19 protein-coding genes and 2 other annotated features are annotated in these 24,783 nt (G+C 38.8%); of the genes, 4 read left to right on the top strand and 15 right to left on the bottom strand.

The genetic code is table 11. The features are described 5' to 3' along the window. Positions 1-23: 23 nt before the first annotated feature. The 4 genes from mprF to thrS all read right to left on the bottom strand — a co-directional run bounded on the left by mprF (position 24) and on the right by thrS (position 9,382). Positions 24-2,573 carry a bifunctional lysylphosphatidylglycerol flippase/synthetase MprF gene (gene mprF / locus JOD45_RS03850; RefSeq protein ID WP_205002548.1) on the bottom strand — a complete coding sequence of 850 codons (2,550 nt, stop codon included), beginning with the start codon at positions 2,571-2,573 and terminating at the stop codon, positions 24-26. 215 nt (positions 2,574-2,788) lie between these two features. After that, complete coding sequence (locus tag JOD45_RS03845; RefSeq protein ID WP_205002547.1) at positions 2,789-5,053, bottom strand: UvrD-helicase domain-containing protein; 2,265 nt, start codon at positions 5,051-5,053, stop codon at positions 2,789-2,791. 1,002 nt (positions 5,054-6,055) lie between these two features. Further along, entirely contained in the window at positions 6,056-7,219 is a 1,164-nt protein-coding gene (locus JOD45_RS03840) for a pyridoxal phosphate-dependent aminotransferase (RefSeq protein WP_205002546.1), read from the bottom strand. A 237-nt stretch (positions 7,220-7,456) separates the two neighbouring features. Then, on the bottom strand, positions 7,457-9,382 hold the full coding sequence (gene thrS / locus JOD45_RS03835; RefSeq protein ID WP_205002545.1) for a threonine--tRNA ligase: 1,926 nt from the start codon (positions 9,380-9,382) through the stop codon (positions 7,457-7,459). A 57-nt stretch (positions 9,383-9,439) separates the two neighbouring features. Beyond that, positions 9,440-9,668 (bottom strand) — a binding site (T-box leader). Between the two features lie 29 nt (positions 9,669-9,697). Further along, positions 9,698-9,922, bottom strand: a binding site (T-box leader). A 150-nt stretch (positions 9,923-10,072) separates the two neighbouring features. On the opposite strand from thrS, the gene JOD45_RS03830 reads away from it, so the two are divergent. After that, positions 10,073-11,785, top strand: coding sequence for an NAD-dependent malic enzyme (locus JOD45_RS03830; RefSeq protein ID WP_205002544.1), 1,713 nt, complete (start codon positions 10,073-10,075; stop codon positions 11,783-11,785). Between the two features lie 190 nt (positions 11,786-11,975). On the opposite strand, the gene JOD45_RS03825 is transcribed toward JOD45_RS03830, so the two are convergent. After that, positions 11,976-12,446 carry a DinB family protein gene (locus tag JOD45_RS03825; RefSeq protein WP_205002543.1) on the bottom strand — a complete coding sequence of 157 codons (471 nt, stop codon included), beginning with the start codon at positions 12,444-12,446 and terminating at the stop codon, positions 11,976-11,978. 656 nt (positions 12,447-13,102) lie between these two features. Between JOD45_RS03825 and JOD45_RS03820 the strand changes: the two genes are divergently transcribed. Further along, positions 13,103-14,203, top strand: a complete 1,101-nt coding sequence (locus JOD45_RS03820; protein ID WP_205002542.1) for a HesA/MoeB/ThiF family protein — start codon at positions 13,103-13,105, stop codon at positions 14,201-14,203. A 32-nt stretch (positions 14,204-14,235) separates the two neighbouring features. Next, on the top strand, positions 14,236-15,483 hold the full coding sequence (locus tag JOD45_RS03815; RefSeq protein ID WP_205002541.1) for an MFS transporter: 1,248 nt from the start codon (positions 14,236-14,238) through the stop codon (positions 15,481-15,483). A 171-nt stretch (positions 15,484-15,654) separates the two neighbouring features. Here the strand turns inward: JOD45_RS03815 and JOD45_RS03810 are convergent, their stop codons facing one another. The 8 genes from JOD45_RS03810 to JOD45_RS03785 form a co-directional block, all read right to left on the bottom strand. Continuing rightward, positions 15,655-16,488, bottom strand: a complete 834-nt coding sequence (locus JOD45_RS03810; RefSeq protein WP_205002540.1) for an isocitrate lyase/PEP mutase family protein — start codon at positions 16,486-16,488, stop codon at positions 15,655-15,657. Positions 16,489-16,905: 417 nt separating this feature from the next. Further along, positions 16,906-18,234, bottom strand: coding sequence for an APC family permease (locus JOD45_RS03805; protein ID WP_205002539.1), 1,329 nt, complete (start codon positions 18,232-18,234; stop codon positions 16,906-16,908). A gap of 23 nt (positions 18,235-18,257) precedes the next feature. Further along, positions 18,258-18,746, bottom strand: a complete 489-nt coding sequence (locus tag JOD45_RS03800) for a molybdopterin-dependent oxidoreductase (RefSeq protein WP_239549061.1) — start codon at positions 18,744-18,746, stop codon at positions 18,258-18,260. After that, positions 18,718-18,894 carry a hypothetical protein gene (locus tag JOD45_RS16485; protein WP_239549060.1) on the bottom strand — a complete coding sequence of 59 codons (177 nt, stop codon included), beginning with the start codon at positions 18,892-18,894 and terminating at the stop codon, positions 18,718-18,720. Before JOD45_RS16485 ends, JOD45_RS03800 begins: the two co-directional genes overlap by 29 nt. After that, a complete protein-coding gene (locus JOD45_RS03795) occupies positions 18,891-19,673 on the bottom strand; it encodes a formylglycine-generating enzyme family protein (RefSeq protein WP_205002538.1) in 783 nt (260 codons plus the stop codon). The genes JOD45_RS16485 and JOD45_RS03795 overlap by 4 nt, the downstream gene beginning before the upstream one ends. Positions 19,674-19,694: 21 nt before the next feature. Then, the gene (locus JOD45_RS16850) at positions 19,695-19,799 is read right to left on the bottom strand and encodes a DUF2000 family protein (RefSeq protein ID WP_338056022.1); all 105 of its coding nucleotides are present in this window, start codon (positions 19,797-19,799) and stop codon (positions 19,695-19,697) included. Further along, the gene (locus JOD45_RS03790; protein WP_275583920.1) at positions 19,777-20,109 is read right to left on the bottom strand and encodes a DUF2000 domain-containing protein; all 333 of its coding nucleotides are present in this window, start codon (positions 20,107-20,109) and stop codon (positions 19,777-19,779) included. Before JOD45_RS03790 ends, JOD45_RS16850 begins: the two co-directional genes overlap by 23 nt. Before the next feature lie 63 nt (positions 20,110-20,172). Beyond that, positions 20,173-20,817, bottom strand: a complete 645-nt coding sequence (locus tag JOD45_RS03785; RefSeq protein ID WP_205002537.1) for a bacilysin biosynthesis protein BacA — start codon at positions 20,815-20,817, stop codon at positions 20,173-20,175. 129 nt (positions 20,818-20,946) lie between these two features. On the opposite strand from JOD45_RS03785, the gene pdxR reads away from it, so the two are divergent. Then, complete coding sequence (pdxR, locus tag JOD45_RS03780; protein WP_205002536.1) at positions 20,947-22,353, top strand: MocR-like pyridoxine biosynthesis transcription factor PdxR; 1,407 nt, start codon at positions 20,947-20,949, stop codon at positions 22,351-22,353. Between the two features lie 123 nt (positions 22,354-22,476). Here pdxR and ahpF read toward each other — a convergent pair whose 3' ends face one another. Both ahpF and ahpC read right to left on the bottom strand, forming a co-directional pair. Continuing rightward, a complete protein-coding gene (gene ahpF, locus JOD45_RS03775; protein ID WP_205002535.1) occupies positions 22,477-24,006 on the bottom strand; it encodes an alkyl hydroperoxide reductase subunit F in 1,530 nt (509 codons plus the stop codon). A 12-nt stretch (positions 24,007-24,018) separates the two neighbouring features. Continuing rightward, positions 24,019-24,582, bottom strand: a complete 564-nt coding sequence (ahpC, locus tag JOD45_RS03770) for an alkyl hydroperoxide reductase subunit C (RefSeq protein WP_205002534.1) — start codon at positions 24,580-24,582, stop codon at positions 24,019-24,021. Positions 24,583-24,783 lie beyond the last annotated feature (201 nt).

The raw sequence follows: 24,783 nt of genomic DNA, 5'->3' as shown, positions 1-24,783 counted from the left end.
AAGAAAAACCCACATCCCTAATTTTAAGATGTGGGCCTGTCTTTAGGCTTTTTGCCGATTAATCTGGTGACAATTAACATTGTAATAGGCAGCGATCGGTTTTTTCGGAACGCTAGATATTTTCCCTTCCAGATTGGGTAATATTTGCTTTTAAATTTCCTTAGTCCTCTGAAGCTGTACATATAGTTCACATTGTTAAAGATAATCGCAGCAATGCGTTCAGAGAGAAAAGAATACTGTGATTGGCCAACGTTCGATAATGGCGCCATGCCGGCATTGAAATATTTATATCCTTGCTCTTTCGCCCATTGCAGCAAATGGATAAACATAGCGTCCATAATTCCGCTTGGCGAGTCCGGATAATATCTCATTAAGTCTACAGAAAGATATCCCTCTTGATACATCGGCATAAGGTTCATAAAAGCAACAATCTTTCCGTCACTGTCAGCTAAAGTGGCGATTTCAGCTTTTGAAAGGTAAGAGACATCAAAATAGCCCAGAGAGAAGCCTTTCTCATTTTTCTTGCCGAGCCATGCATCAGAAACCTTTTTAATATCTTCCATAAACTTATCCGAATATGGCGGTGAATGCAATTCAAAAACATAGCCTTCCCGGTTGAATCGATTAAATGTCGCCCGCATTCCGGCGCGCTTTTTCCCTGATATTTTAAAGGTTTCGAGCGGTACAATCGCTTCCTCGCCCAGTTTGAAGAAACGATATCCAAGGTCATGGTAGAACGCCATATTCTCGCCGTCTATTTGGTAAAGGATGATCGTATACCCGTAATAATCGGCGGCTTCATGAAATTCTTGCAGCACTTTTCCGAATGATTCAGGATCTCCTGCGGGATCACCTAACACAATCAGCCTGTGGCCTGATTTAGCAAATTGGAGCATCGCTTTATTATCACTGCTAAAGAAGAACCTCTTATCTCCCAAAAATCCGAGATGACTTAAAGCATTGCCGCCGTTCTTTTCAAGAAATTCTTGAAGTTTTTCAAAATTCGGCGCTTCCCCCGGCAGCTGATGATGGATTTTATTAAAGATAAACTCGAAAATAGATATATAAACAATAGCGAATATCAGCGCCCCCATGGCAATTCCGTAAAAAACAAAATTCAGCTTATGCGGCTGATTTAATAATTCCAGCACCAATGAGCTTGACTTTAAGTAAACTGCAAGCGCCAAGACAGCCAATACTATTGTCCGGCCTATCGTCGCAAAAGAAAATGGATAACTTTCTCTTACGAAAGAGGAACGCTTTAAAAACAGCCCAACCAAAACCAACAAGATGATAATGCTTACCAATAAGGAAATTGTAAAGATACCAAGGATAGCGGTTAAAACAAGGATGATGCTGACCATGTAAAAAACCCTTTTGGTCCGCATGTAAATTTCATGTATCAAGAACAGCAGAATCAGGCCGCATCCAAACAAAAGCATATAAAGAAAGAAAAATATTTTAAAGTCAAGACGCGAACTGACTTCATATCTCAGTAATATAACGCCTATCGAAACACTGAAAAAAATCGTGCCGCTGATGCATATCATGAGCAGCGGAAAAGTTAAGTTTGCCAATTTTTGCAAGAATAATCTTTGCAGTTTCCATATTACGCTGGTTGTTTCAATAGCCGGCGTAAATATTTGATGATCCTCGACCTTCTTTTTGATTGTCTCAGACATCTCCAGAGCAGCAAAGATAAGCCCGATGATAAACGGGATAAAGTAATATACGATCCGGTATATTAACAACGCGGTTAGAACCGTTCCTTGATCCGGATATAAGGTTTGGGCCCCGATCAAAATCATTAAGTCAAAAGAGCCGAATCCGCCCGGAATCAAACTAATTAATCCCGTAACGCCGGCAACGGTAAAAATACCGAAAACATGGAGAAAACTTATTGGGATATGAACAAGCCGAAAAATAACAAACAAAACGAGTCCGGCGGCGATCCACTCGGCTAAAGAAGTGACTGTATACTGTAATGATGCTTTAAACGATATATTTTTTGAGTTTCTTGCAAACGAATAAATTAAATAAGCAGGCGCAATAAGCATGGCGCCTATCACAGCAATCCACAGCCATGGCTGAGTATGCAGAACGGCACGAACCGGAAATACATTAAATAAAACAAGCCATAATAGAATAGATAATCCGTTCATGACGCTTGGCGTCATCCAGGCAATGCTTTTGAGAAGGCTGCGTCCTTCTTCTACATGATCGCGGTAAAGCATGGAACGGAGGCCGACGCCTGCCAAGCCGCCAAATCCGATCACATTGTTAAATGAATTGGCTATCCAAGAAACGCGGAACACTTTACTGAGAGGTATTTTGGCATCTACGGAACGGGTTAAAAAATAATCATAAAAGCACATCACCGATACAGCCAATAAGCCTACAATAATTGTTAAAATAAAGCCTCCAGCATGCAGTTCTTTAATAGCTGCAAATGACTTTTTTATAGAAATGCGGCTTAATTCCCTTTCGCCTTGGTAAAAAATAAACAGTATCAAAAAAATAGGAAAGACGATTTTAAAAATACTTGTTATCCGTTTCATTATACTGGAGGACATAAATGACATCCTTTCCATTCAATATAACAATATGTCCTGACAACTATCATAATCTATTTCAAATTATAAATGCAATATTTTCCTTATTCGTTATTTTAATTATCGTTACTTATCATGATTTAGTCTATATTTTTTCTCTAAAAATAATATTTTACCCTTCCTAAATCATTTTAAATAAGACTTAAAAACCCGCTGAAACGGCAGAAGCAACCCATTCAGATGATCTTGCGCCCTTTTTCCATCGGTGAGCCGCATAACGGACAGTCCTTATGCTTCAGCCTTCCTTCTTTATAAGAAGTGATCCGCTGCCAAGCAATGCATGTTGAACTTGTACATATCCACGCCGATACGGATTTTTTTGCAGCCGGCTGTTCTTTATTGTTAAAGACTGTTTGCCGCTTTATTCGTCCTTTGCCTATTTTTCCTGACTGACGGCTGCTAAAAGGCGATAAAATAAACCGGGAAATTTCAGCTTTTTGCCCTCGATAAAATGCTGGAGAACTAATATACAGCTCATCTTTTGCCCGGGTTATCGCGACATAAGCCAACCGCCTCTCCTCTTCAATAGCGTCAATGACTTTTTCTTCCTTCCCTTTATCTACCCTGACGTCTTCTAACTGTTCGGCATCTATTGCAGAACTATGAGGCAGTATACCTTCTGATGCACCAATAAGGAAAACGACCGGAAATTCCAAACCCTTGGATCTGTGAATGGTCATTAGCGACACCGCGTCAGCACCATCTGCTTTTGTCCTTCCGCTTAACATCTTTTGCTCTTTGGCAATGTCTCTTGTAAAGCGGATAAAGGCGGCAATGCTGTCAAAACGTTTGGCTGACGATTCAAGCTCGTCCAATGTTTCTTTGATATTTTCCTTATGCAGTGAGGCCTTGTCATGATGAGCTTCAAGATATTTATCATAAAAAGATTGACGTATTTGGCGAATAGCCTTTAACGGCTTCTCGTCTTTAAGATCTCTCGTAAATTCAATGCGTTCCTTAATTTTATTCTTTTGATAATCTTTTAGATCAGAAGATTGGACCAGATGAATTAACGGATATTTTTTCTTTTTCATGCTCTCCTGTCCATGAATCCATGCCATTCCGTTATAGCGATTAATATAAAGTGTCGGCAATACGCCTTCAATGGCATTAAAATCCCTTGGGTCTAACGAAAGGCTTAAATAGTCAATAACCGGTTTAACGACCCAATGCTCATAGAAGCTTTCATCCTTGATGGAATACGGAATGAATGGAATGCGATTGATAATCAGTTGTTCAAACATCGCCCGGCTCGAGCTGGCTGTTCGATGAAGGATCGCAAAGTCGCCAAAAGATCTTCTGCCTTCCTCTACCTCACGCTTAATATGGCTGATCACGATTTCGGCTTCCTCATCTGTCGTTTGCGGCCGGCAATATTTTGGGGCAGCATCCAGCGCTTTTGCCGTCTGCAACGTCTTCTTTCTTCTCTTTGAGTTATCTTGAATCACCTTATTCCCCAAGCCGACTATACTGGGTGAAGAGCGGTAATTGATATCTAACGTAACGACAGCCGCCTCTTCATATTCCTTTTGAAAGTTTAATATAAAATGATTGCTTGCGCCGTTAAAGGAATAAATAGTCTGATCATCATCGCCGACGACAAAAAAGTTCCGATGCGGTTTAACGATCATTTTCATTAGTTCATATTGCACGACATTCGTATCCTGAAACTCATCAACCATGACATATTTAAAACGCCGCTGCAAAGATTGAAGCAAAGCAGGCGAACGCTTTAAAAGATCGTAAGCAGAAAGCAGAATATCATCAAAATCCATTTTGTTGTTGGCTTTTTTCCATTTCTCATAATGCTGATAGATGAGCTTTTGTTCTTTTTCTATATCAGTTTTGCCAGGCATATCTTTAAGATTAATTTTATATGAAGAAAATAGCGACAGAAGCGTCTCGGGTTGATAGTCATCTTGCAGCCCCATAGTTTTTAGAATTTGCTTGATCGTGATTTGCTTGGCCCTTTCCGACCCTAAGATATTCTGTTGACAGCCGCTGTGCCTTAAGATGGTCAAGAAAAAGGAGTGGAATGTACAAGCTTGAACCTTATTGGCCATTCGCTGAGTAAGGCCCGGAAGCCGAGAAATCCGAGTCTTCATTTCGTCTGCCGCTTTCTTTGTAAAAGTGACCAAAAGAATATTTTCCGGGGCAACATGATTGACGTTAATCAAGTAACCGGTTCGGCTGATTAATACTGACGTTTTTCCCGATCCCGCACCTGCTAATGTTAACACCGGGCCATTCACATGACGAACGGCTTCAATTTGCGGCTTGTTAAGAAAAATATTTTGCTTTTCCAATAACCGAAAATAAAAAGCATCCGGTTCATCATCTTTAACGATCCCTAGGCTCGTTACGCCGTTCGCTATTTCCGCGCGAGGTATTTTTTTATAATCGGAGCCTGGCGGTGTTTGATAAAAAATCTGTTTTTCCATTATGTATCACCAAATTATTTAACATTAAAGTTTAATAGACTTCTCCTATTGTATCCAATCAGCGTTACTTTTTAAAATCTGTTTCTTATTAAATTTTTTATTTCATTTATCGTTAGCATCAGTAAAATAACCTTTTAACTGCTTGCCATAACCTTTAGATTGACTATATTTACAAAATTATATGCTGGGATTATTGGTGTTGTTGAATCAGATAAGGCTCAAGTACAAGATATGTTTAAGGTATGGGGTGTTTATCATCCGATGTTTTTAAGCTGATTAATATAAGCGACATTGATTTTTGAACGGCATTGTATGATTATTAATTTTATTATAACTGGTAAAAGCAGGTGATAGAATGGTTGTTGAAGACGGTTTTATGAAGCGCTTGAAAAAGACAGCATAGCAGGATAACTTAAAACAGTATTTTAGAAGTTTTAGAGCAGGACGATAATATTAGGTAATCCCTATTTTCACCCTATTTCTTAATAGACGGTTTATGTTCGTTTCCTTTTTTCTCTGCTGTAAAGCATCGTAACTACAATTAACCATATAGAGGAAAAAATGAATCTTATCCAAGCTTGATCGTCAGGGGGAGTTATATAACCTAACAAAAAGACAATAACCCCTAATATAATCGATCCTATTATATATATAAAAAAATATTTCCATATTAAATTCTTCATAATAATCTCCTCTCTCTTCCTTTGTAAATGAATTACCCTTTTTTTATTTTTTTCAGGCTGATCATATAAAGCGGCATTGAAGCGCGAATGGAATTTTTGCTTATTTTTTATTCATCATATTCGCTAAAACATTCTCACAAAAGCATTTTCCAATTACAAATTTTTAAAATAGCCGCATTCTCAATGAAAAAATGCGGCTTCAGGTGATAAAAAAGATGACCCCTGTTCAATGCAGGAACCATCTTCTTAAACGGCCTAGACTTTTTGATCCTTCATTTAAAGAGTGCAAGCATTATCGTTTACTTTTTACGGCAGAACGTTAAAAGAGATTCAGCTTACCAATCCGGTTAACGGCTTCTATAAGCAATGCCTCATCGACTAATAATCCAACCCTGACATAACCTTCGCCATACTCGCCAAAGCCGTTTCCAGGCGCTACCGCTACATCGGCTTTTTCAAGTAAAAAATCGGCAAACACTTCACTGGTAAAACCTTCAGGGACAGGCAGCCATGCGAAAAATGAACCAGAAGGCGCTTTGACACGCCAGCCAATTTCATGGCAAGCCCTAATAAACGTATTACGGCGCTGTTCATAACGCGATACAATCTCTTCTACACATTGCTGATCACCTGTTAAAGCGGCTGCAGCTGCCTTTTGTACAGCTGGAAAAAGGCTGACATATAAATGATCCTGAATGAGATTTAGACTTTCAATAATAACGGGATTTCCTACAGCAAAGCCGACACGCCATCCGGCCATATTGTAGGTTTTCGACAATGTATACAGTTCCACACCGATTTCTTTTGCCCCCTCCGCCTCAAGAAAGCTTACCGGTTTTTTACCATCAAAGCCGATAGCCCCATAAGCAAAGTCATGCAAAATCGTGATATGATGCTCTTTCGCAAAAGCAACTGTTTCCTCAAAGAAAGTCCGATCCGCTGTTGCCCCAGTCGGATTATTTGGGTAATTTAAATACATTAATTTTGCCGCCTTTGCCTGCTCAGCCGGTATAGCGCTATAATCGGGCAAAAAATGGTTTTGGGCTTTCAGAGGAAAGGTTTGGCACTTTACGTTGGCCAGCGCGGCACCCGACAAATAATCAGGATACCCCGGATCAGGCAACAACATCAGATCGCCTTCGTTTAACAAACATAACGGCAGTTCGACGAGTCCAGCTTTTGTGCCAAATAATACAGCAACCTCCGCAGATGGATCAACCTCGACACCATACTGCTTTTTATAGAATTCCGCTGCAGCGTTTTTTAGCTCGGGCAAGCCGCGGAACGGAGAATATTGATGTGTATTGGCATCCTCCGCTGCCGTTTGCAGCGCTTTAATGATATGGGCCGGTGTTGGCTGATCAGGATTTCCCTGTCCCAAATTAATAATATCCCGGCCTTCGGCAATGGCTTTATTAACCTTCTCAACGAGTGTTGCAAAAAATTGTACGGTCAGCTGTTTCAAGCGTTCTGAATATTCCATGCGGTCCACCTTTAACGTCATATGAATAAGATTATTTCAAATTCTATAATTTTTAAATAAAAATGTCTAGAAAACTGAACTGACTGATGAATACATTGCTTTTTCACCGCCGTTTCAGTTCTCAAGCCTTTCAGAAGCCGCTCTTATTATAATGAAAACCCGCCGAAAAAGAGGCAAGGAAGAAGATAACGATGGGTTTTGAAAGAACGTTAATGCCTCTGCCTAAACTTTCCTTCATTAAAGCCGGTGTTGGAGCCGCCGTTCTTTAACAGCATGCCTTATCATAGAACAAAAATCTTTTAATAGCATTGTTTCCGATTCCTTTTCGCCAAATTTACGAACATTCACAGCGTTATTGCTCTTCTCTTGATCACCGGCAACTAAAACATAAGGAATTTTATTCATTTGCGATTCGCGAATTTTATAGCCAAGTTTCTCGTCTCTGTCATCAATCTCAACCCTTATGCCAGCTTCTTTCAATACCTTTTCGACATGGGCAGCGTAATCAAGATGATTTTGTGATACAGGGACAATTTTGGCTTGAACCGGCGCCAGCCAAACTGGAAATGCACCGCCGAAGTGTTCAACCAAAATGCCGAAGAAGCGGTCTAATGAACCGTATACGGCGCGGTGTATGACAACAGGACGGACTTTCTCTCCCCGATCATCAACATAATGCAAATCAAACTTAAAAGGCATTTGAAAATCAAGCTGAACAGTGGCACATTGATGGCTTCTGTTTAAAGCGTCCTTAATATGGAAGTCTATTTTCGGTCCGTAAAAGGCGCCATCACCTTCATTTATTGTATAATCGCAATTTAAGTCTTCTAGTACACGCTTCAGTGCGCTTTCCGCCTTTTCCCATAGATGATCGTCCCCCATTGAGTCTTCAGGCCTTGTCGAAAGTTCAATACTGTATTCAAAGCCAAATGTGCTGTAAACTTTATCAATGAGTTTCATAATTTCTTTGATTTCATCTTCAATCTGTGACGGTGCCGCGTAGATATGAGCATCATCTTGACAAAATGTCCGAACCCTGAACATACCATTCAGTGCACCGCTGAATTCGTGCCGATGCACTTGGCCAAACTCTGCCAGGCGAATAGGCAAGTCCCGGTAAGAGCGGAGCTTGTTTTTGAAAATAAGCATATGCCCTGGACAATTCATCGGCTTAAGAGCAAAGTCTGCATGATCAACTTCTGAATAATACATATTTTCCTTGTAATGATCCCAGTGGCCTGATTGCTCCCACAAACGCTGGTTCATCATAAAAGGCGTACGGACTTCTTCATAGCCGCTTGCTCTTTGCAGCTCCCTTAAGAAGGCTTCCAATTCACCTCGAATGATGAACCCCTTCGGCAAATAAAAAGGCATGCCCGGCGCCTCTTCTGAAAACATAAATAATTCTAATGCCTTGCCAAGTTTCCTGTGATCCCGTTCAGCAGCTTCGTCTAAAAAATGAAGATAACGATCCAAATCTTGTTTCTTAGCAAATGCCGCGCCGTACACTCGCTGCAGCATTTTATTTTCACTGTCCCCGCGCCAATAAGCACCTGAAACATTGGTTAATTTAAAGGCTTTAATATAGCCTGTTGATGGGAGATGCGGTCCTCTGCATAAATCAGTAAATTCCCCTTGCTTATAAATCGTTATTTTTTCACTTTCTGGGATATCTTTTAGCAGTTCTAATTTTAACGGATCATTTTGAAATAGTTTTTGAGCGTCTTCACGCGACACTTCGACGCGTTGAATATCAAGATTTTCATTGATAATGTCTTGCATTTGTTCTTCAATTTTCCCCAAGTCATCTATCGATAGGTTTTCAAGAAGATCCATATCATAGTAAAAGCCGTTCTTAATGACAGGGCCGACGCCAAAGTTGACATGGCCGTAAATTCTTTTTACGGCTTGAGCCAATACATGGGCCGTTGTATGACGCAAAATGTCAATGCCTTCGTCCGAATCTAAAGTTACAATTGTCAATGCCGCATCTTCATGAATAGCTCGGCGCAAATCGCACAATTTGCCGTTAACCTTGCCCGCAACAGCTTTCTTTTTTAAGCTGCTGCTAATAGATCCTGCAATGTCTTCAACCGTTGCCCCTTGAGGAAACGCCTTTTGCCTCCCGTCTGGAAAAATAATCTGAATCAGTTTACCATTCATCTTCTACACTCCTGTTCAATGTTTTTTTACCATATAAAAAAGCCGCATTCATCCTATAAAAGGGACGAATGCGGCCTCGTGGTTCCACCCTTGTTCCCGTCAAAAACCTGTTCTTTTGACGGCTCATTCTGCTATAACGTCGCTATGACGGCATCAGTTACTTTACATTTTCCCTGATGCAGCTCGAAGGCGGTCAATCATTCCTCGTGTTTGGGAAGTTCTCAGCTCTCCTTCCCTCTCTGTGAAACCGGTTGGAATCATTGTTGTCCTTCTTCATTGCTTTTAGCCATATAAAAAAGCGCACATCATCCTTTGCATAAGGACGAGTGCGCTTCGTGGTTCCACCTTATTTCCCGTCAAACCTCATGATTGACGGCTCAACAGCTGTAACGTTGCTGTGACGGCATCAGATACTTTGGCTCATTTCCCCGATGCAGCTCGAAGGCGGTAAGCTATTCCCCTGCATTAGGAAGTTCTCAGCTCCTCTTCCCTCTCTGTAAACCGTTAAGAATAGCCATTATCCTTCTTCATTGCTTTTATTTTCCTCTCAAAATCTTATCAATAATATATAATATTCAATTATTATTTGCAAGTTCTTTAAAAAAAATCAAATTTTGAATAGAGAACTAACGACTATTCTATAAACAAACAGGGCAAAATAAGCCGGAATAATCAATAGGGAATGGTTTTATGCATAAGAAATATACCATAACTTCAAAGAACAATATTCAGACAACATTAAGAGGACGCGATGTGCTAAGTACAGTCGTTCTAAACAAAGGTGTTGCTTTTACACGTGAAGAGCGGGAAGCCCTTGGTTTAAAAGGGCTGCTTCCCCCAGCTGTTTTATCTATTGAACAGCAAGCCAAACGGGCGTATAGCCAGTTTTGTTCCCAGCATGACGACATAGGGAAAAATATTTATTTAACGTCCTTGCAGGATCGAAATGAAGTCCTGTTTTTCCGGTTATTATCCGAGCATCTGAGCGAAATGCTGCCAATTATCTATACACCAATAGTCGGGACATCCATCAAAACCTATAGTCACGGCTACCGGCGGCCGCATGGCATTTACTTGTCTATTGATGATCCCGATGGCATTGAAGAAGCTTTTCAAAATTTCGGCGCGGGACCGGACGACATTGACTTAATCGTCGCTACAGATGGAGAAGGGATTTTAGGGATTGGTGACTGGGGCGTTGGCGGCATTAATATTTCTATAGGAAAGCTTTCGGTATATACTGTAGCGGCCGGGATTGATCCAAGACGCGTCATACCGGTGATTTTGGATGTTGGCACAAATCAAGAGAGGCTGTTGAACGATCCGCTTTATATTGGGAATAGACATTCTCGCATACGCGGGAAGAGATATGAAGAATTCATAGACCGTTATGTCCAAACAGCGACTAAAATGTTCCCAAACGCCATTCTGCACTGGGAAGACCTTGCATCGGGAAATGCCCGGCAAATTCTTAAAAAATACCGCCATCAAATATGTACGTTTAACGATGACATTCAAGGCACGGGGGCGATTTCGCTTGCAGCGGTATTATCTGTGGCAAAGGCTTCAAAAACGCCGCTTCGAGATCAACGCATTGTTGTTTTTGGCGCTGGGACAGCCGGCATCGGCATTGCCGAACAAGTTCGTGATGCGATGATTCGAGACGGTCTTTCCAAAGAAGAAGCCAACCGGCGTTTTTGGTGTGTGGATCGCCCGGGACTTCTTCTTGATAATATGGTTGATTTGCGGGACTTTCAAAAGGAATTTGCACGCCCTGCTTCAGAAGTTTCAGATTGGCAGCGCGAAGGGCACGGCATCGGTTTAGGTGAAGTCGTACGGCAAGTTCATCCGACAATATTAATCGGTACTTCAACAGTCTCGGGCGCATTTACAGAAGAGATTGTCAAAGAAATGGCCGCCCATGTGGACAGACCGGCTATTTTGCCATTATCAAACCCCACTCATTTGTCAGAGGCAAAACCGGCAGACTTAATCGAATGGACCGACGGCCGGGCACTTATTGCCACTGGAAGTCCATTTGATCCTGTAACATACAAAAATACAACCTATTATATCGGACAGGCGAATAATGCCCTTGTCTTTCCAGGATTGGGCCTCGGAACAATCGTATCACAAGCGAAGCTGATGACCGATCGAATGTTTGCGGCGGCCTCTGAAGCGGTGGCATCTACGGTCGATGTTTCGCAGCCCGGGGCCGCGGTCCTTCCAGATGTTGAAGATCTTAGATCAGTATCCGCCACTGTCGCAGTCAAAGTCGTTGAAGCGGCTATTGCGGACGGCGTGGCCAGAAGAAAGCCGGATGATATGATTCAAGCGGTACAAGATGCTATGTGGCAGCCCGTGTATCCGAATGTTGAAGCTGTTAAGGATCCGCTGCCATAACATTTAACAGTCATAACAGCATGCCGGTTCATACCGCCTGCACTCCTTTAAGGCAAAGGTCTTTCCGCCAAAAGACATCTTGCCAGCACCTTTAGGATGCAGGCGATTTCTTAATGCTAAAGAACAACAAGAGCAAAAAAGGAAAAAACCGTATGAGATGCACTGACAAAGGCGCCAATATACATTGCCATCAATCCCAAATATGCGGTCTATCAGCCTTCATCGTTCTTAAATAATCCAGAAGTTGTCCTGTATGTACTGCTTCATGATAGGCTATTCTCATTAGCATATCTCCTAATGAACGTATATAGCCTTGATCGGAACGGTCGATTTTAATGTCACTTAAATCTTCGTTAGAAAAAGAACTGACCCTATTTAAAAATTGCCGGCGATAACTTTCTGCAAAACTCAGCTCATCTTTAACAGAAATATAAGGCCTGTTTTCAAAAGGAGAATGGAACTCCTGTAAGCTTCCTCTATTTTCTATAGCAAGGCAATAATAATATTCTGATTCTAATACGTGACGAACCATTTCAATGCAGGTCATCGCCTCTTCATCTGGTTTCCAATCTAATTTATCATGAGGTATAGCTTCCCATACAATAATACTTCTTCGTCGCGTTTCTTTTAAATTTAATAATATTAAATCAATGGTATTCATTTATATTTTCCCTCCTTTACTATCTCATAAATCAGTTTACTAGCATTTTTGGGCGAGACGCAAATTTCTGTCAATATAGGGCTTATTATAAATAAAACTCAAAAAGAGGCGTATTTATTTAAAAATCAAATGGCATTTGATTTTTAAGATAGACTCAGAGCCGGCAGACAATCTATTTAACAGGCATTTATTACTAATATAGCGTCCGCTCTTATATAAATCCGTCCTTTAATCATTTCCATTTTCTAATATAACCGTCCTTGAATATACTAAAGCCCTTATGTCAAGGAATATCCGCATTAATAAGACAAAATCTGTAAATATATTCTTTACCCTGCTTTTTACCTATACACGTCCTTTTTTAGATTCTTAATTTTGCCCTCCGAAACAACTTTTAGTCCATATGTATTATTTTTCAAATAATTGAAAATTGTATTGATTTTTCATTTCCTCTTCTGTATGATGAAAACAACCTTTTAGAAATGGAGGTGGTAAATGTGACAATTAAAATCAAAAAAGCGAACAAAAAAGCTGGCGTTGTGTTAGGTTTTCCAGGTTAATAACTTCCAGATTATAGCATAAAGATTTTGAAAATAGGGAACTATCAGTTAATGGTTCCCTATTTTAATATCATTTATTCTTGGAGGTCTCTATAAATGGTTAAACCTAAATTTAAAGAAACTATACCGGTGTTTTTTGTGAATAATGAAATACATATCGGCGAAGAAGATGGGATAGCAGGAATTATTGAAGATCCGAATGGCAGTATTAAATATCTTATTTCCTTAATTGATGGAGAAAACACCATTGAAGATATTATAGAGAAAGTCATATTAAAATATCCATACATTACTTCCGAAGACATAAATAGCGCACTTGGATCCTTAGATGCGGAAAACTATTTAGAAGACAATGCTAAAAGGCCAAAAATAATGGGTGAATACGAGATAGAACGGTATAAGGCAAATTTAAACTATTTTTCACTCTTCACATCCTTAAATGACAGCAAATTTGATATTCAAGAAAAAATCATGAACACAAACGTTGCCTTGTTAGGCGTTGGCGGCCTCGGCAGCCAGATACTATATCATTTAGCAGGGTTAGGCTTTCATAACATCAATATATTAGACTTTGACACTTTAGAATTAAGTAATTTTAATCGACAGCTGCTATATTCTGAAGAAAATATTAATGAGTTAAAAACAGAACTTGCCAAAAAAAGGATTTCAAAATTTAACCCGAATGTTAATTTAAATATGACAAACAAACGGATTGAATGTGCAGATGATGTAATGAATCATATTAAAGACAGCGATTTTGTCATTTGTGTAGCTGATAAACCCACAATGCATATTCAAGACTGGGTAAATGAAGCAGTCGTCAAGTTAAGAAAACCTTTAGTTTCTGGCGGGGTATTAAATACACGAGGGCGCTTTTATTCAATAATACCTGGAAAAACCGGCTGTGTGGAATGCCATAAAAAGACTCTTATGGATAGTGATCAAAGCGTTAATGAAGAACTTAATAATATGAATCAAGTCAACTTCCAGCGAAATAACGCAGCCATTAGTTCTAATGTAGCCATGCTTGCCGGTGCAATGGTTAATGAGCTTTTAGGGTTAGTTACTGGTATAAGCGAGCCCCGTTCACTTGGAAGAATGATAGAAATAGATTACCTGACATATCAAACATATGCTATTTCTGAGTGGGAAAAACAAGACAGTTGTCCAGTTTGCCAATCCATATACTCTAAATAGCTTTCAAATACAGTGACTAAGAAGGGGTAAGTATGAAATCTTATCAAGTATTGAAAAATAGAGACTTTATATTTTTATTTCTAAGTGCTACAACCAGTAAGTTTGGCACTTCATTTTTTCAAGTCGCTTTGCCTTTATTGGTCTATAAGTTAACGAAATCACCAAGTTTAATGGCAGTGACTTTCGTGTTAGAAATAACACCTCAAGTGTTATTTAGTCTCATAGGGGGAGCATTTGCAGATAAAATCAGCAAAAAAATGATTTTGCTGATTGGGGATATTATCTCTGCTGCCTTAGTTATTGTTATTCCCCTCTCTGCACTCACTTATCATTTAGATATTTGGCTTGTATACATTATAGCCTTTCTATTATCTTCTATTAGTTCATTTTACCATCCAAGCTTTGAATCTATTGTTCCAGAAATTTTAAAAGGAGAAAACCTTATTCAAGGCAATTCTTTGTTAAAGCTTTCTGAAACGATAACCACATTTATCGGCCCGTCCATTGCCGGTGTATTAATATCAATGATTGGATCTATCAACATATTGTATTTTAACTTTGCTACGTATTTCTTTTCGGCATTGTTTATTAGTTTTATCGCTCACAAATACAAGAATATTAACAATGCTAATCAATCGATGATAAATTCAATTAAAGAAGGTATTGATTACGTCGTTAAAACGAAACTGATATTTATAGGTACAGTTTTTATATTTTTAATAAATTTAGGATACGGAGCAATGGAATCTTTGTTCATGTTTTATCTTAAAGGCCCGTTACATTTATCTTCGCAATACATAGGATTAATTTTTTCCCTACAAACATTAGGTTCATTCTTTTCCATTTATTTAGCCAACAAGCTAAATAAATTCCCGAGAGGAAATATAATGATTTTGGCCGGCATCTTAATAGGGCTGGGACAGACAGGATTAATATTATCTCAAGGGCTCCTCGTCATATTAATTGTATGCAGAATAATCATTATAGGATCCGTTACTTTATTGTCTATTAATTGGTTTACTCTGCGCCAAGAGATCGTTCCGTCTCATTTACTCGGACGCGTGATCAGCTCTACACGCATGCTATCCTATTTAGCTTTGCCTTTTGGCGGCATGCTGTCTGGTATATTTGTTGAGCATATCAGTGTTAACATCATATTTATTTTAGCTGGTGCCATTACAATTATCATTTCATTTATAGCCATTAAAACATCACTGTTCAATAAAAAACAGCAAATTCAAAATGGCATAAGCAGCAAAGCCGAATCGTACAAGCCGTAAAATTAAGATAGAATGTGGAGAATATGATCTATTTCCCCACATTCTTGTCATTCATACAAATATATAAAAGATAGCTCAAATCATATTATCTTAAATATAAAGAATCCCGATCTATCATTCAGTCGTTTCCCCGCCTTTTTCAACGATTAATCTGCTTCTATGCCCATCTCCTTAAATAAGGTCATTTATTTTTCTATAAGGAATAACATCATCTGTTAATAGATGAAAAGTCCCTTCATCTATTATCTCTTCACTGATTTTCTTAAGCAAAGTTACAGTAGATCTAAATGGAGCAGATCCACAGCTTACTCTTTCTATTCCCATTTTTGAAAGCTCTGCGATTGAAGGCAACTTCGGACTCACCAATAAATTGATAGGACATGAAATCAATTCCCGAAGGCTGCGAATAATCTCCAAATCGTCTAAGCCGGGAATAAATATGCAGTCAGCTCCAGCTTCTTGGTAAGCTTGAGCACGTTTAATGGTTTCTTTATAACGTTGGGAGTCATCCCCAATATTTAACCAATACATATCAATGCGTGCATTAATAAATAAAGGCATGTCGTTTGAATTTGAAAATTCTTTGATTGCCTTTATCTTTTCTTTCTGTACAGATGCATCAAAAATAGGGTGAGCAGGATCCCCTGTACCATCTTCAATATTGATTCCAACTGCACCAGCTTCTATAACCTTCTTTACATGATTTAAGACTTCGTTAATGGTTGATCCATATCCAGATTCGATATCTGCGCTGACGGGAACATTAACAGACGACGCGATATGACTAATGCTTTCAATCATTTGTTCAAATGTCATATTCTGGCCGTCTCTGAATCCCAACGAAGCAGCAATTCCGGCACTTGTCGTCCCTATTGCCTCAAATCCACATCCCTCAAACATTTTGGCACTCATAGCATCCCAAGCATTTGGAAGAACAAAAATTGAGTTTCGCTGATGTAATTGAAAAAATTTCTCTGCTTTTTGTCCTCTATCTAAGGTATCCATAAAACAACCCCTTTTTTAGGAAAATGATTCACTTCTCTTCTGTTTATTCCATAAATGAGTCACTATTCCTTCTTTTCTTTTTATTGCATTACCTTTTTAATATAAAAATCAGTTTAAGAATAAGTGTGATTTAGAGGTCTGGAAGAAAAACGCGAAAATATACACTAAGCCGATTTCCTATGCTAAGGGAGAATCGGCTTAAATTTATTGGAGATCGTAGACCTTCGACAATTGCTGTTTGGCTTTATTCCATCGACGTGAACCTGTTTTACGTTGGGAAAGTCTCTTGCTCCAAATAACGGATTTTTCGTTCAGCATTAGAGGAAAGATTAACAACATTATTAATCTTATATATCTATTCCTTTATCTAGAAGATAATGGTTCATTTTAAGGTTTCGGATTTATTTATACACCTACTCAATCAATCAGATTCTGTTGTGGAGTTAAATTTACCTCTTTTTTTAATTGCATCTTTTCCGTTCTTTTAATTGATTTACTTCGAATAATATATATAAAGAAACCTATTAATACCCAAGACATTCCTGTCAATAAACCTGTTTTTCCAACGGGAATTAATAAACCTATACAAATAATCAAGGCCAAAGCTGGAGTTATTGGATATAATGGCACGGAGAATTGCTTTTTTCTTTCATCCTTTGAAGTTTTATTCCTTGAAATAAAGAATGCAATCATTGTAAAAATAAACGTCAGCAGATAAAGGAACCCTGTTGCGTTAACCGCAATATTTATTGAACTAAATAATGTAAATATCACCTGGATTCCTACACCTAACATGATAGCAAATACAGGGGTTTGAAACTTCGGATGAATATAAGCAATTTTTTTAGGCAATAATCTATTGCGCCCCATTGCAAAAGCCGTTCTTGAAATAGATACAATAAAGGCATTTGCAGTTGCTGGTAATGCAATGACGATAACTATACTAATAAAAACAGGGCCAAAATGACCTAAAAATTGTTCACTGGCAAGTGCAACAGGAGTACTTGACGCCCCAAGCTGTTCCCAAGAAATGACTCCAGTTGATACGAATAAAAGCCCGGAATAAAGTACAAGCACTAAAATAATTGATAAAAAAATGGCTCTAGGAATTGTTTTCCGTGGATTTTTCATTTCTTCTCCAGCATCAACAATACAATCCCACCCTACCATAGAAAGAAAGCCAACCAATGCTGCAGCTAAAATTCCATGGAATCCATTAGGAGCAAAAGGTATATAGAGAGAATAATGAACTTTGGAAAACCCTAATACAAAAAATCCAATCAATACAATGATCTCAGTAATAACAATACCAACTTGTATAAACCCACTAAATTTAATGCCAAAAGTGTTTAATGTTCCTAAAAATAATAACAATATAACCGCACTTAGAGTTGGAGGGGCACCTGTTAATGAGTGAAGATAATTACCAAATCCTTGAGATACAAAACTGCTCGCAGCAAGCCATGCTCCCCAATAGGACCATCCAATGATAGTACCTACTAAGGGGCCCATTGTCCGACGTACAAATTCGTAGGCGCCACCTGCTCTAGGGTATCTAGAAGCTAATTCCGCATAGCAAAGACCAAGAAGCATTTCAAGAATAGCAGCCATAACAAAAGAGATCATTACCGATGGGCCAGCCTTACCAGCAGCTACACCACTCAGAACAAAAATACCAGCCCCAACCATTGCTCCTGTACCAAGGGCAGTTGCTTCTTTCCAACTTAAGTCCCTTTTTAGACTCATAATAACCTCCCTGCCGGAAAAAATTAAAAATCTGTCATTTCTCCAGGTTTTTCAGCAAAACCCCATCCTTTAAGATCGACCATCCAATATTTTTTAGGACGAATAATTCCATCTTTATCGTATCCTGCGCGCCTTTCCCATTCGCCTAATTCATATATATCTGTAACTTCCAAAATGGATAATCCTTTTACATTTTTATATCCATATAACCCAAAATCAAATAATCGTAAAGGATAACCTTGTTCCATAGGGAGAGGTGCTCCATCAACAGAATGAACAAGAAGTGCATTCCTTGAAAGGGCATCTTCCAAAGGAATAGTTGACTCATAGACGCCTTTCTCTTTGGTTCCTACACTAATTTGTTTTAAAAAGTAATTATTGGTATTTGAAACTCCTGCTTTTTCAATAATTGTCGCCAACCTAACACCTTTCCAGGTACGGCGAATACTCCAATTACAAACGCACACCATTCTTCTACTTTCTTCAACTTGCGGTAAATCTAAAATATCCATTATAGGTAAGCTTTAATTCATTTTTTACATAACCCGTAACTGAAAGTCTCCAGGTATTTAAATCAATTGATTTAGGTGGTCCTTCTTGATAGTATCTGAGAGATGAAGGCTTCTTCTCGATATTTGGTGTTTTAATAGATTGGCTCAAAGTTCTTCCTCCTTTACGTTGTTTACGACACATCTAAATCCAATTAAATTATCTCGAACTGACACAGGGTAGTAGTCGCGCGCAGTACATCTCAAAAAGTCTTCATTATGAAGACCGCATCCTCCACGTACCATATGGTAATCCTCATCTTTTGTAATATAAATTGGGTCTTTTCCGTCTCTATCCCATTTATAATTTGTAGAAGCATTGTCTAAACACCATTCAGCAAGATTTCCTGCCATATCTAGACACCCAAAAAAAGATTTATATTTTGGATGGTCGTAGACTGAGGTAGAACTCCGAACCAATTCAGTTGGATCACAATCATATGCAAAGTTTGCATAAGCTAAAGTTGGTTCTTTATTACCCCAAGGATATTTACGATCATCTGTACCCTTACAAGCGTATTCCCATTGGGCTTCTGTAGGCAGTGTTTTTCCAGCAAACTTAGCATAAGCCATTGCTTCCCACCAGCTAACTCCAGTTACAGGATGATCATCTTGATTAAAATGATTGTCATACCAATAATTTGGATACTTAATTTCATTTTCCCGAATATATGCCCAACCTTTTGGCTGCCAAAAGGTTGGATCATCGTAACCTCCTTGTTCTACAAAAGCTCGAAATTGTTTGTTAGTAATTGGTGTTTTATCTATCGCAAAAGCAGATAATAATATTTGTTTAATTGGTTGTTCATCAGGAGATGCATTGCTTCCCCGAAAAAAGATTCCCTTCGGAATGATTATCATATCTTTTAATATCGTATCTACATTTGTCATTACTGATCCCCTCTCAACAAATTACCTTAATAATCCCATACTGCCGGTAAGTTTATTGACTTTCTTTTTATCGCCGTATAAGGCTAAACCTAGATATTTTAAATCATTTCCCGATGACTGTGATATTTTTTTTTGTATATTCTTGATAATTTTTGGTCATTTGTGCTGCATCCGAAAAGTCGACTACGAAGAGGTCTGAAAATTCTTCTTTATAAAGATTGCTTCTAAGTTCTTTGATTTTTTCATTATTTCCTTTTAAAATTGGTATAGGAGTAGTGGTAATACCAGCATGTATTTGCTCACTTGCATCTTTAACATCGGGACCAATAATTCCCTCAATTGTTTTTCCTAGAGTAAGTGCAAGAATAGCTGATGTGTTTGCAATGAGACCAGTAGATAACTCTGAATCGATAACCATAACGCATTTTTTCTCCATTTCCTTTTTCCTCCTATTTTTGAAATCCTTAAACATAGTAAACATAAATAACGGAGATTAAACTTAATAGTTAATTGAATTTAAATCTTCCTGTCTAATGAAAACAGACCATAACATTAAAATTGGACGGGTTTTTGTTATAAATTTAACGCCGTATTTTTTGACAGCATTCTCCGTTGTAACACAAAGATCAACTTCTCCATCTCTAAGTTTCATAGCAGCTTCGCTTGTTGATTTTACAAATAAGACATCATATTTATAATTAAAATCAGTTAAAAACCACGGAATAAGACTAACCGGAGCATGATGTGTTGCAATTTTTAAAGGTTGATTTTCCGGAAGGTTTTCCCCTGAACGTTTAGCTATTCCATACAACGGCGTTTCATAAACAAATGGAAACAAAAGATGAGATTCTTGAGACATATAGATCCTGTCAATTCGCTCATAGGCATTTGCAACAATTAAAAAGTCTGACTTTCCTGAGATTAACCCTTCGAATGCTTCTTCATATGTTGGATAAAGTTTGTATTGACCATTTTTACAATTTAACTCTGAAAGAAAGTGCTTTGCCGCTGCTTCACTACTAGTCCCAGATGGACCTAAAGTAGCTACATTTACTAATGCTTTTTTTGTTATTAACTTCTTTAAAGCTCGATATTGAGCGTTCCAAGTAAAAGGTACGTCTATAACAGGATCTGTTAGATCCAATTTTTATCCCCCCTTTATAGAATTTTTTGTAAATTTATCATCTTAAATCAATTTACCATGATAAAATGATGTTCAGTAGTACCAATTTAAATAAACTTTTTTAGTACCAATTTAATTTGGAGGAATAAAATGGTTTGGATTACTGTTGATAGATCACTTGATATTCCTTTAATAAGACAAGTTTACGAACAAATGAGACAGCGTATCCTACGCGGCGAGTTAAAGGCCGGTGAACGCCTTCCACCAACGCGTGAATTTGCTGCTGAGTTGGAAGTTTCGAGGAATGTTATAATTGAAGCCTATGAACAGCTGTTTGCGGAAGGATATATAGAAGGGCGGCAAGGTTCCGGAACCTATGTTGCCGAGGGTACATACTTAAGACAAGACCCTAGTCAAGAAAATTTATTTTCAATAGAAAAAGTAAATATTGAAGAAAAATCTAATGGTATGATTGATTTCCGTTCAGGTATACCTGCTTTGGAACTTTTTCCGCGGAACATTTGGGGGAATATCGCCAAAAAGGTTTGTATAAATACCAATCACTCTACATTTGGTTATGATTCACCTGAAGGGAAATTAGAATTAAGGCATGTCCTTTCACGGTATCTTAGAAGAACAAGAGGCGTTCATTGTCATCCTGACCAAATTGTAATTACTTCCGGAGCAACACAAGGCCTTTCCCTTATAGCAAAATTATTATTGTCACCTGGAGATGAAGTAATTATTGAGGATCCTATTACTCAGGAAATCCAAACTATTTTTTCATCACCTGGCAGCTTACTTTACCCCATTCCAGTTGATCATAATGGGATGAGAACAGAACTGATACCCCACGATAAAAAACCAAGCTTTGTTTTTGTTACTCCATCTCATCAATTCCCAATCGGAGGTACTTTACCGATTCAACGGCGAATTCAATTAATACAGTTTGCCCGTCAATCAAATTGTTATATCGTAGAGGATGATTATGATAGTGAATTCCGGTATAAAGGATCACCAATTAGTTCACTTCAGGGGTTAGATCCTTCAAGAGTTATTTATATCGGTACATTCAGTAAGATCTTATCACCAGCACTTCGTCTCGGATATTTAGTACTTCCTCCATCTCTTGTAGAGAAGTGCAAAAATTTAAAATGGTTTACGGATCTTCATACCACTTCTTTGGAACAACTTACACTTGCACATTTTATTGAGGAGCGTTGCCTAGAACACCATATAAGCAAAATGAAAAAAATATATAAGAAACGTCGTGAAGCTTTAAAACAAAGCTTAAATTTTGAATTTAGAAATAAGGTTAAAATATTTGGCGATTCAACAGGACTTCATTTAATTGCCAGTTTTGATAATGTCATTTTTTCTGAACAGATGTTACAAAAAATAGATCAGCATAAAATAAAAATTTATCCTGTTGAACTCCATACTATCCAGAAAGGTGTACATAAAAACAAAATTATTTTAGGTTACGGAAATTTATCCGAAAAAGAAATAGAGGAAGGGATACAAAGATTGAAAGATGCTTTGTTAACCGATGAATAGGCTATTATACTTAAAAAATTGATGATTCTTAGCACCCGCAAACCAACTCCCGCTCCCCAGGTTAAAAAGAAAGCCGCTTTACTTTTAGACTGTAAAGCGGCTTTCGAAAATCATATTCGTATATTAATTGCGAATGAGGTAATCGAATGCACCTAGAGCTGCATTCGCGCCTGAGCCCATTGAGATAATAATTTGTTTATACGGATTATCGGTGCAGTCTCCCGCAGCAAACACTCCCGGTATGCTTGTGGCTCCATGTTTATCCACGATAATCTCACCGGTTCGCGTACGTTCAACTGCTCCATCCAGCCAATCCGTATTTGGCATGAGACCGATCTGGACAAACACTCCCGACAATTCAATATGTTGTTCTTCTCCTGTATTGCGGTCAATGTAGGTGATGCCGTTTACTTTGTCAGTACCGGTAATTTCTTTCGTTTGAGCATTCTTTATGACCGTTACATTAGGCAGACTGTATAGACGTTCCTGAAGGACAGAATCGGCTTTCAGCTCTGACATATATTCAAGAACTGTGACATGTTTCACAATGCCTGCAAGGTCTATTGCCGCTTCAATGCCGGAATTGCCGCCGCCAATTACGGCTACGTCTTTGCCTTCGAACAATGGACCGTCACAATGAGGACAATAGGCAACACCTTTGTTTTTGAACTCGGCTTCTCCAGGTACGCCAACATGACGCCAGCGGGCACCTGTCGAAAGGATGACGCTTTTGCTTTTTAAAACAGCGCCATTTTCGAGTTCAATTTCGATAAGGTCTTTCTTTTCTAAACGCTTAGCCCGCTGTAAGTTCATCACATCAATGTCATATTCTTTAACATGTTCTTCGAGGCTTGCTGCGAGCTTAGGCCCTTCGGTGTACTTGACGCTGATAAAGTTCTCGATGCCCACCGTGTCCATGATTTGACCGCCAAAGCGCTCAGCCACAATGCCTGTACGAATACCTTTACGGGCTGCATAGATCGCCGCGCTTGCACCGGCAGGGCCGCCGCCGACAACCAGCACATCAAACGGGTCCTTATCAGCAAGATCTGATGCATCAGGGCCATTGCCCATTTTGGCAAGAATTTCGTCAAGTGTCATTCTGCCGCTCCCAAACCAGTCACCGTTAAGGAAAACACTTGGAACCGCCATAACGTTTTTGCCTTCCGCTTCTTCCTTGTACGCGGCACCGTCAATCATTGTATGAGTAATCCCAGGGTTAAGAATACTCATTAAGTTAAGAGCCTGCACGACTTCAGGACAATTATGGCAGCTTAGGCTGACATAAGTTTCAAAATGATACTCGCCTTTAATATTTTTCACTTGCTCAATAACATTCTGCTCGACTTTTGGGGGCCTTCCGCTCACCTGTAACAGAGCTAATACAAGCGAAGAAAATTCATGACCCAATGGGACGCCGGCAAAAGTGACCCCGGTATCTTCACCAATACGGTTAACACTAAAGCTTGGCGTTCTTTTCAATGATGTTTGCTCTGCCTTAATTTTAGATGACATCGTTGTTAATTCATCAACGAGAGCTAACATGTCGCGGGAGACTTGATCAGAACCTGCACTCACTTTGAGCAGTACATCGTCTTCCATCAGCTGAAGATATTGCTCTAATTGTGCTTTTATATCTGCTTCCAGCTTCATTAACCGTTCCTCCTATATCTTTCCTACAAGATCAAGGCTTGGCTTAAGTGTTGTCGTTCCCTCTTGCCATTTTGCTGGGCAAACTTCGCCTGGATTGTTGCGAACATATTGCGCTGCCTTAATCTTATTAACAAGAATGCTTGCATCACGCCCAATACCGTCCGCATTGATTTCAACAGCTTGAACGATGCCGTCCGGATCAATGATGAAAGTCCCGCGATCCGCAAGGCCTTCTTCTTCGTTAAGTACATCGAAGTTGCGGCAGATTTGCTGCGAAGGATCGCCGACCATAATGTATTCGATTTTGTTGATCGCTTCTGAATGATCGTGCCATGCTTTATGCGTAAAATGGGTATCCGTTGAAACAGAATATACTTCAACCCCAAGTTCTTTTAAAGTTGCATATTGATTTTGAAGATCTTCAAGTTCAGTAGGGCAAACGAAGGAAAAGTCCGCCGGATAAAAACAAACGACACTCCATTTTCCTTTTAGATCTTCTTCGGTCACCTGAATAAACTCGCCATTATGATAAGCTTGCGCTTTGAATGGTTTAACTTCTTTTCCAATAAGAGACATAGTGAAATTCCTCCTAGTGTAGTCTGTTTTTTATTAGAATTATTAAATCTATTAAAGGTAAATAACAATTAGCAATAAATCATAATTATTTATTTATAATAATTCTAATTCGATATTTATTATTATACAACCTTGTTTTTTTGTCAAGAATAAAATTCCGCTTTATATTAGATATTCAACCACCATTAGTAACCAATATTG

The organism is Scopulibacillus daqui, from assembly GCF_016908855.1.
GTDB classification, from domain to species: Bacteria; Bacillota; Bacilli; order Bacillales; family Sporolactobacillaceae; genus Scopulibacillus_A; species Scopulibacillus_A daqui.
This window is presented reverse-complemented; position numbering and strand designations above follow the sequence as displayed.